Genomic DNA, 7,852 nt, shown 5'->3' with positions numbered 1-7,852 from the left:
GGGCAGGGCCTGGCTGTTCCGAGGGTTCAAGGGCGCCCGCACCAGGCTTGGGCGAACGTGCCCTCGGGCCCAGGCAGCAGCCGCCGCTGCCTGAACCCTTCAAGACCTATGTGCCGGGGTACCTAGAAGCAGTACCCAACGAAGCCGCTGGACGATTGCGCGAACTGCTGGGCCTCAGCCAGGCAGTAGAATTGACCGTTCACACCAATCGGATTGGGCGAGTTGGCGAACATGCAGATCGCATACGTTGACTTGGTGGAGCCGGGAGGGCAAAGCGCAGCCGGGTCCGAGCGCGTGCCCCAGACCTTCTGCCCAGCGCCAGAGTAGATCGTCAAGGCGCCATCATCCCCCACCTGAAGATAGGTGCCGGTGTCCACGACAGGGGCGCCTGTCTGGGAGGCCCAGCGCCAGCTGGCGGCATTGTTGATGTCCCCATAGACGACAAAGTTACGATCCTGCTGCATGACCGCGGCCGTGCCACCGAGGGCATGGGTGGCCCAAATCGCGACATTGTCATTGACGCGATACACGACCAGGTTCCCATCACTGGCCTGCATGACGAGCTTGTACCTCCCATTCGAGGAGTAGAGCTGCTGGCCAGCCATCAGGGCTTGATTGGCCTGGAGTGTTTGGGCATTGGCTTCCATGGAAATGAGCCCCATCATCAGGGCAAACATGGTTACAATGAGATTCTTCATTTTCGATCTCCGCTGCCTTTGGGGCAGGGTGCGACATGAGGGGTGGGTATTCGGCGCGTCCCGAGTCCATTGCGTGGGCTGAGCAGGACCCGCTGGAACAATGAGCCGACGAGGCGGAAGATGATGCAGAGATTCTAGACGTCCTCCGGGGGCGCTTCCGTCCCCCGCTCATCGCGCCAGGTCGTCAGGTGGCTTCGGCTCCATCATTCGCAGCAGCTGGCCTGCGCCGTTCAGGAGGCTTTGCCTGGCCCCGTCATATGTATCCTTGAGGGTCCCCAGTCCATCCTTCGCATTGCCGTACACGCCCGCTTCGACGCCAATGCTGGCCGACACTTTCGGGCGCCCCCCGCCGCCAGGGCCGATGCCCTCCTCATGGGATTCGAGCGAAAGCGGATGCGCGAATCCCTTGCCTTTCAGGACGTCCAATCCCGCCGTGGCCTTTCCTCCATAGGAAAGGGTGCCGTCCCGTGTCGGGACCTCCACGGCGAACTTCGCGTAGGCGTTCACGACGACACCGTTTCCCTGGCTCGAATGGGTGGCGTTCGCGCGACCATTCTCGTCGGGCCGGAGATCCGTGCTGAGTCCGCCACCGAGCCCGGAGCCATAGTTCGCGACGACAGCCCATTCACCGCTGGCGACGTTGTAGCCCACGGAAATCCCAACGCATTTGCCGCGACACACCTCAATGGAGCGCACGAAACGCCCGTCGGGGTCGATGTATTTGTACGGGCTGTTGTTCGCGTAGCTGTAGCGGTTGAAGTTGCCGCCCGTGTTCGCGTCCGTCGTCACCGGGTCGATGCTCAGGAACCGCCCCGCCACCGGGTCATAGTACCGTTGCTGCATGTACGTCAGGCCGGTCGCGCTGTCGTTCACGTGCCCCGCGAAGCCAATCGTCGGCTGCGCCCCGGACTGCGTCAGGCCATACGGCTCGTAGAAGGTGCGGTTCTGGATCGTGCGCGCCGAGTCCGTCCGCGCCACCACGCTGCCCAGGCCGTCGGTGTGCACGTAGGACACGCCGATGTCGGCCAGGAGCGTGCCGCTCAGGTACACATACCTGCTCTCCACGGGCGCGGAGGCTCCCACCGTCGTGGTTCCGTACAGCAACTGCCCGTCCTGCGTGTAGAGCTGGAGCTGGGTCTGGTTGCTGCCATCGGTCTTGACGATCTGGATGCGCCGGCCACGACCGTCGTACGCATAGGTCGCCTTCCCGGTAGCGGACGTCATGCGGTTGGCCAGGTCGAACACATAGGCCTGCCCGCCGCGCTGCGTGATGTTGCCGTTGCTGTCGTAGCCGTAGCCGAGGCTGTACGGCGCGGCATTGCTGCTGATGTTGCTCAAGCGGTTGCGCACATAGTCGATGTCGTGCGTGCTGGTGCGCGCCGTGGCGCCGGCGGTGACGACCGTCGAGACGACGTTGTCGAGCGCGTCGTTGCTGTACGTGACCGTGCCCCACAGGCCCGGCGCACTGACGCTGTAGAGGCGGTCGAGCGCGTCGTAGGACATGGTGCGGGTGCTCAGCCCCTGCTGCAGGTCGGCGATGCCGATGACGCTGCCGTTCTCGTCGTAGCTGTAGACGTCGTTGAGCACGCTGGTGTCGCTGATCTGGCGGGGCAGGCCGCGCGTGTTCTGCGTCATCGTGTGGACCAGCCCGTTGGCGTAGACGAACCCGGCGATGGCTCCGTTGGGGTGATAGGTGATGGAGCTGGCGTAGTTGCTCACCAGGGTCGGTTCACCCAGGGCGTTGGGGCTGTAGGTGATGGCCGTGCGGGCCGTGTCTGGGTAGGTCAGCCTGGCCAGCGAGGCGTTGGCGTCGTAGGCGCGGTTGATGAAGTACGTCTTGCCGCCGTAGGTGAGGCGTTCTTCTTCCAGCAGCCGCCGGCGGTTGTAGGTGTTGGTCCAGACAGCGCCGTTGGACGTGTTCGTCAGCGGCAGGCCGTCAGCCGTATAGGTCTGCGTGATGGACGGGCTGGCGTCGCCGAAGAGCGTGCTGGTCACCCGGTTCAAGGCATCGTAGCCGTACGAGACCTTCCGGGCCGCCGGGACGCTGGCGCTGTCGCAGCTGCCCGGCGACGGCAAGGAGAGCCCGGTGGCGCGCCAGGCGACGTTGCCCGCCGCATCGTAGGCCTGCACGGTGGCGCCGGTCTCGGGCTCGATCGTCTTGCACAGGCGCTGGTTGGCGTCATACGTGTAGGTGCGCGTGGAGAAGACGCCGTCGACCCCTCGCGTGAAGGCCGTCGTCTGCCCGAACACGTTGCGCGTGAACGTCGTCGTCAGGCCATACGGCTGGACGATGGTGGCTGGCGCCTGCTCCGAGGGGTCGTCCAGCGCCCAGAAGCGGGTGTCGGTCACCAGGTTGCGCGCATTGGTCACCCTGCGCATGAAGCCGCCCAGGTACTGGGTGGAGGTGGTCAGGCTGCCCAGCTCGCTCGCCACGCTGACGCTGGTGACGCGGCCCAGCGCATCGTAGGCGGTGCTGGTGCCGGCGGGATTCTCGTTGACGTCGGTGATGCCGCGCTGCGCGTAGGACTCGAAGGTCGGCTTGCCATTGAAGTCGAAGCGGCGCAGGACCATGCGGCGCGTGTCCGCCTCGTTGGCGGCGTCGAACGTGCGCGTCAGCAGCGGACGCAACAAGGCGTCCAGATAGGTGATCGTGCGCGCATTGCCTGTCGACACCGTCTGGCGCCAGTGCCCGGCGGGCAGGCCGTATTCAACGGCGCCGACGGGCTCCAGCACCATCGAAGTGGTGTTCCAGGCCACCGTGTCGCCGGTGGGGGGCGTGATGAGGTTGAGCCTGCCCATCGCGTCGTAGCCGTAGCGGGTCGTAAAGCCCGCCGCGTTGGTCGTGGATGTGATCTGCCCGATGCCGTTGATGACCGTGCTCTCGCTCGCGCCCGTCGGATGGCTGGTGTTCTGCGGCAGGCCAGCCCTGTAGTTCGAATACGTGGTCGTGAAGTTCCCGCCGTCCTTGCGGCTGGCCAGCGTGCCATCCGGGTAATACGTCAGCGTCTGGTCCAGCGCGCCGAACCGGCTGACCGTCGTCAGCGCCGCGGTGGTCGCGTCGTAGGTGTTCGACTCCATCACCTTGCCGGTGCTGTTCTCGGTCACGGTGGCGATCTGTCCCAGCACCCACTTGCCCGGGTTGTCGCTGTAGGTCGTCGTCTCCGTGCGGCTGTAGCCCAGGCTGCTGGCGCGGGTCACCGACGTGGGCCGCACGAGCGTGTCGAAGCTGTTCGCGGTCCACTGGAACGTCACGCCCTGCTGGGTCACGGTCTGCTGGTCGACCGGCATGTGGCGAGCGAGCAGGTCGCCGTCGCCCAGGGCGTAGCTGCCGGCGCCAGCGCGCGAGGGGTAGGGACCGGCGTCCGGCGCGCGGTAATGCAGGGTCCGGGTGCTCAGGGCGGTGCTGCCGTTCCAGCCGGTGTCGACCCGCTGCAGCTGGCCTTCCGAGACGTTGTAGCTGTTGCCGAAGGTGTACAGCGTCCGGTCCCCGCGGGGGTCGTTCACCGTCACGGTCTTGGTGGACGGGCAGCCCGCGCCGCAGGGCGACCAGCTGGCGTTGGTCGGGCCATAGTCATAGGTCCAGGTCATGCCCGCCATGCCCGGGCCCGTGAGGGTCTTCTGGGTCAGCGCATAGCTGTAGAAGTAGCGAGGCGCGAGCGCGAACGTGCTCCCGTCGGGGTACATCCTGCATTGCTTGTCCACGTTCGAGCGGCCATGCGTGGTGGGCGTCAGCGTGAAGCTGCCGCTCGCGCCCGACGGGTGGCGCATGGTGCCGGTGACGACGTAGGGATTGAGGTTCGCCGGGTACTCGCAGTCGGGGCCGCCCAGGTAGAGGAGCTCCTGGAACAGCGGATCCGTGCCGCCGAACTGCCAGATCGTCCCATCCGGCAGGGTCACCTGGTTCAGGTCCGGCACTCCCTGGTTCGTGGCGCGATAGCTGTAGGACCAGGTGCGGATGCCGTCCGTGACGGAGGTGATCACCTTGGGGCTGCTGGCATGGCCATAGGACAGCCGGAGGACGCGCCCGTCGCTGGCGCTGATCATCGTGACGTTCTCGGGGTTGGCCGGGTCGTAGGTGTACTGCACCGTGTTGCCGAAGCGGTCGGTGATCAGCGTCGGCAGCAGCCAGACCTCCTTGCGGTCCAGGAAGTTTTCGCCAGAGGCGAAGCCTGAGCCGGAGGGCTTGGTCAGTCCCTGCTCCCTGTAGGTCACGAGCTGGTCGAAGCGGTACTTCGTCCCGTCGGGGGAGACGACCAGGAAGCCTTCGCCCAGGGTGGCGCTGTTGGCCAGGGTCGGCAGGCAACTGGCCGACCAGAACCTGCTGGTGACGATGGGGTAGCTGTCGACGGGGCCTGGCGCGAGGGTGTTGTCCGGGCTGCGCCGCAGCAACTGCTGTTCCCCTTCGCCGGGAACATAGAGGGAATTCCCCTGCCAGAACTCCTCTGCATCCCAGTGGCCGGAGTTGTTGGCGCCCAGGGACGGCGGCGGCGCGCCAAAGCTGTTGCAGCGCGCAACCGTACCGTTGGCGGCCTTCCAGCCATCCCTGCTGGAGAACATGCCGTGGATGTTTGGGATGTCCATCAGCCACCTGCCAAAGGGCCGCGCGCTCACCCCGGGCACGTTGGCGATCAACCTGCGCCCGACGGCCACCGGCAGCTTGCTGTTGCCAGGAAGGCTGACGTCGGTCTGGGTGAACTCCAGCCGCCCACTGTAGAGGTTGAGCTGGTCACCAAACAGGTGGGTGCCGATGGTGGCGACCGCGTCGGGGGCCTTCACGGCCTTCGACAGCTCGGCGTAGGTCGTGGTCTGTGCCTGAGCCACGGCCGCGCAGAGGGCGACCATGGCCCCGACGGCACCACGCGAGGGCTGGGAACGCAATGCCCCCCGATACGAATGGAACAGCACGCACAACAATCGATACGCGGACATGCATCAGCCCCCATGGGGTGATGAGCCCATCAGGAGGAGAATGATGCAGAGAATCTGCAGGCTGCTGGGCAAAGCCGATTCAGGGGTCGCCCCTCGGCTTCATGAAGGCTTCCCTCAGTCCTTCCAGAGCACCTTCCACGGATGCTTGCGCAGGTCCGTGACCAGGGTGCGCAGTTCGTCATAGAGCGCCGGATCCTTGAGCAGGGCGCCTCCCGTACCTTCGCCCGCGTCCAGCCTCCCAAGGACCCGGTCCGCCTTCGCGGCGATCTGCTCCAACTGGCCTGCCGCTGCCGTGAACCGCTGGAGCGCTACCTTCACCTGCTGCCCGTCCTCGGCCGTCAGGGGGCCTGTTACCGCCGCCAGTCCCTCCAGGGTCGTTCCGGCGGACTTCGTCAGGCCCGGCAGGTCCTTTCGCATCACGGCCGCCACGGCCGAGGCATCGTCCAGGAGGCGGGCTCCCTTGCCCCCGGGCTGGAGCGACTCCTTGGCCAGCTGCGACAGCTGCCTCAAGTCCCTGGACGCCGCCGCCAGCTCCGACGCCAGCACCTTCACGTCACCCTTGTTCTCGCGCAGCACCTCATCCAGCGTCTTCGCCAGACGCGAGACATTCGCCGCGAGGCCCGTCACCAACTCCGGGTCCTTCTCCAGCATCTCCGACAGCAGCGTCACGAACTTGGAGAGCTGTTCCGACAGCAGGTCCAGGCGCGGCGCGTCCACGCCTCGCAGGGCCTCGGACTCAGGCAAGGCGGCCTCCGCATTGCCTGGGTTCAGCTCCAGATACGGCTCGCCCAGCAGGCCCACCGTCCCCACCGTCACCCGGGCATCCTTGCGCAACGCACCCCGGGCCGCGGGTTCGACCGACAGGTCCATGCGGACGGGCAGGGGGATTCCCTTCGCGTCCCTGCGCTCCGGCAACAGGTGGATGGCGTCCACCTTGCCCACCTGCACGCCGCCCAGCTTCACCGGGGCGCCCTGCACCACGTTGCCCGTGTGGGCGAAGTCCACCGCCAGCTTGGAGCCCCGGCCCAGCGTCAGCTCACCCATCAACCAGAGCAACACCAGCACGCCGACCACCGACGCGAGCACCAGCGCTCCCACCTTCAACTCCAGCCGTTGCTCATCCATCCGTCGCACCCTCCATGAACGGCGCCGTCAGGGTCCGCAGCTCCGGGGCAGGGGACTTGAGGAAGCCCTCCGGTGTCCCCAGGAAGGCACAGCGTCCCTTCGCCACCACCAACACGCGGTCCGCAATCTCTCTCAACTGCCGGTAGTCGTGTGACACCACCAGCGCTCCCAGGCCCTGCTCCTTCAGCGACGCCAGCACCGCCTCCACCTGCATCGCCGCCCTCCGGTCCAGCCCCGTCGTTGGCTCGTCCAACAGCAGGTAGCGCGGCTTGAGCACCAGCGCCCTCGCGATGGCTGCCCTTTTCTTCGCTCCCGGCCCCAGCTCCGGCGGCATCCGGTCCGCCCACTCCTTCAGGCCCACCTGCTCCAGCGCCGTCGCCACCGCTTCGTCCGGGGCGGTCGGGTCCGCGAGGCGCACGTTCTCCCGCAGCGTCCTCCAGTCCAGCAGCGCGGGCCCCTGCACCAGGTACGGCGCCCGACGGCGAACTCCCACCAGCGTCCGCTCGGGCTGCGTGTCCACCCGCTCTCCGAACAGCGTCACCTTGCCGGCTTCGGGCCGCAGCAGGCCCACGGCCAGTCGGCACAGCACGCTCTTTCCGGAACCGCTCGCCCCCGCGATGAACGTCAGCTCCCGCGTGGACACCTCCGCGCTCAGGCCGTCCAACACGCGGCGGCCCGGCTCGAAGGCGATCGCCACGTCCTCGAAGCGCAGCGTGTCCGGTCCGGTGTCATTCACAGGCGCACGAACTGGAACGCAAGCGACACCGTCAGGTCAATCAACAGACACCCGAGACTCGCCGCGACCACGCCTTCCGTCGTGGCCTGACCCACTGCTTCGGCGCCGCCTCTCGCCTTGAGTCCCGCCACCGCTGCCGCGAGCGGGATGTAGAGCCCGCAGCCCACCGACTTCAGCGCCGCCACCAGCAGGTCCCAGCCATCCACGTACCTGGCGTCCATGAACGCCCGCCCGTCGATGTCGAACGCCACACTTGCCACCCCCGCCGCGGACAGCGTCGCCGCCACCGTTCCCAGCACGCACAGGAGCGGCACGCCCACCACCCCCGCCAGCACCCTTGGGGCTACCAGGTCCGCGTAGGGGT

The 7,852-nt window shown here is 67.0% G+C and carries 5 protein-coding genes; all 5 read right to left on the bottom strand.

Features of this window, described 5'->3' with window-relative positions:
• Positions 1-122 precede the first annotated feature (122 nt).
• The gene (locus tag D7V93_RS32185) at positions 123-698 is read right to left on the bottom strand and encodes a hypothetical protein (protein WP_120647022.1); all 576 of its coding nucleotides are present in this window, start codon (positions 696-698) and stop codon (positions 123-125) included.
• Between the two features lie 168 nt (positions 699-866).
• Positions 867-5,540, bottom strand: a complete 4,674-nt coding sequence (locus tag D7V93_RS32180; RefSeq protein WP_120647021.1) for an RHS repeat domain-containing protein — start codon at positions 5,538-5,540, stop codon at positions 867-869.
• Positions 5,541-5,741: 201 nt separating this feature from the next.
• Positions 5,742-6,752, bottom strand: a complete 1,011-nt coding sequence (locus tag D7V93_RS32175; RefSeq protein WP_120647020.1) for an MlaD family protein — start codon at positions 6,750-6,752, stop codon at positions 5,742-5,744.
• Positions 6,745-7,488: an ATP-binding cassette domain-containing protein gene (locus D7V93_RS32170; protein ID WP_120647019.1), complete on the bottom strand. Its 744-nt coding sequence runs from the start codon at positions 7,486-7,488 to the stop codon at positions 6,745-6,747. Before D7V93_RS32170 ends, D7V93_RS32175 begins: the two co-directional genes overlap by 8 nt.
• Positions 7,485-7,852, bottom strand: a 368-nt coding sequence (locus D7V93_RS32165; protein ID WP_147451451.1) for an MlaE family ABC transporter permease, incomplete at its 5' end; no start/stop codon positions are given. The genes D7V93_RS32170 and D7V93_RS32165, both read right to left, overlap by 4 nt.

Origin of the sequence: Corallococcus llansteffanensis, from assembly GCF_003612055.1 — a bacterium.
Lineage (GTDB): Bacteria > Myxococcota > Myxococcia > Myxococcales > Myxococcaceae > Corallococcus > Corallococcus llansteffanensis.
The sequence above is the reverse complement of the archived record's forward strand: the minus strand, read 5'-3'. Positions and strand labels throughout refer to the sequence as shown.